Genomic DNA, 1,300 nt, shown 5'->3' with positions numbered 1-1,300 from the left:
CCCCGCACCTCTTGGTGCGGGGCGCCGTCGCCGTTGGTTCCGTGACGTCCTACTCGTCGTCCGCTTCCTCGCCCGGGCGCGAGGTCTGGGTGACCAGGCTGTCCCAGAAGGAGGTATCGGCGTCGGCGATTGAACCGTCAGCGATCGCAGCGGCAGTGGAGGTCAGGGTGATGACCGTCTGCTTGATCAAGTAGCCGTTGCTGCGCTGGCCCAGGGCATAGCCATCAAGGTAGTGGTCGGACATGCCGCGCATCTCGAAGAGAAGAGTGGCGATCCCGTATTCCACCGCGATCCCGTTGCGGCTGATGGTTTCAGCGCTGCCGCCTTCGTACTTGCCGAGGTGGCCCCAGCCGGTGGAGTCCACGCTGCTGAACACCACTGAGCCGAGCTGCTTGGATTTCTGCACCACGGCGGGATCGGCGTTGGGCGTGGTGGGGTACAGGATGGAGCCGGAGACCAACTTCCCGTCGCGTTCGGCGCGGGTGCCCTGGTGGTGGAGGTCGATCATGTAGTCGATGCGGTACTTGCGCATCACGTTGTTGTGCAAGGCCTGGGTTTCGGGCTGGATCTTGGCCACATGGTCGCGGTTCAGGTCCACGCCCTCGGCGTTGTAGCGGGTGAGGTGGCGGTCGCCCTTGGCCACATAGTCGTCCAGCGGGAAGTTCACGTCCCCCATGGCGCCGTCGGCGTTCAGCATCGGCACGATCAGGATGTTCACGCCGTCCAGGATGTCCGCCGAGTTGGCGGTTCCCAGGTGCTTGATGAACTGCATGGCGCCCTCGGTGGTGAGCTGCTCGTTGCCGTGCTGCTGGGTCAGGTACAGGATGGTCGGCTTGGCCGGATCCGTGACGTACTTGACCAGGTGCAGGTCGCGGCCCTTGACTGTCTTGCCGATGACCTCCAGTTCCATGGCCGGCTGGCGGGCGTCCTGGTCCTTCAGGAAGGAAACCAGCTCGCCATAGGTGGTCAGCTTGGATGTGGTGATCTGGCCGTTGTCGCCGTAGCCGGGGCCCTCGCCCACAGCCTGCGCCACCGGCGCCGAGCCCGCGGCGACAACCAGCGCCAAGGCTCCTGAAGCGGCGATGGTCCTGAAAACTCCCAGTGTGTTCCTCACAGTGCGTTACCTCTTCCGAGTGCATTGGGTGCGTACAGCCGGCCATGTCCCCCATTGCAGGCTGTGACAAACACACAAACAAGATGAACAAAAATTGTCAATCAACTCGACAAAACTGAACATTCCCCGGGGAGTCGTCGGGGCGAAGTACCGGAAAACGACGACGGCGCCCCGCACCTTCCGGTG

General features: G+C 63.5%; 1 protein-coding gene. It reads right to left on the bottom strand.

The window, feature by feature from the left end:
* Positions 1–49 precede the first annotated feature (49 nt).
* On the bottom strand, positions 50–1,114 hold the full coding sequence (locus tag DWV11_RS13260) for a M14 family zinc carboxypeptidase (RefSeq protein ID WP_115789399.1): 1,065 nt from the start codon (positions 1,112–1,114) through the stop codon (positions 50–52).
* Between the last annotated feature and the right edge of the window lie 186 nt (positions 1,115–1,300).

Origin of the sequence: Arthrobacter silvisoli (genome assembly GCF_003369445.1) — a bacterium.
In the GTDB taxonomy this organism is placed as follows: domain Bacteria; phylum Actinomycetota; class Actinomycetes; order Actinomycetales; family Micrococcaceae; genus Arthrobacter; species Arthrobacter silvisoli.
The sequence above is the reverse complement of the archived record's forward strand: the minus strand, read 5'-3'. Positions and strand labels throughout refer to the sequence as shown.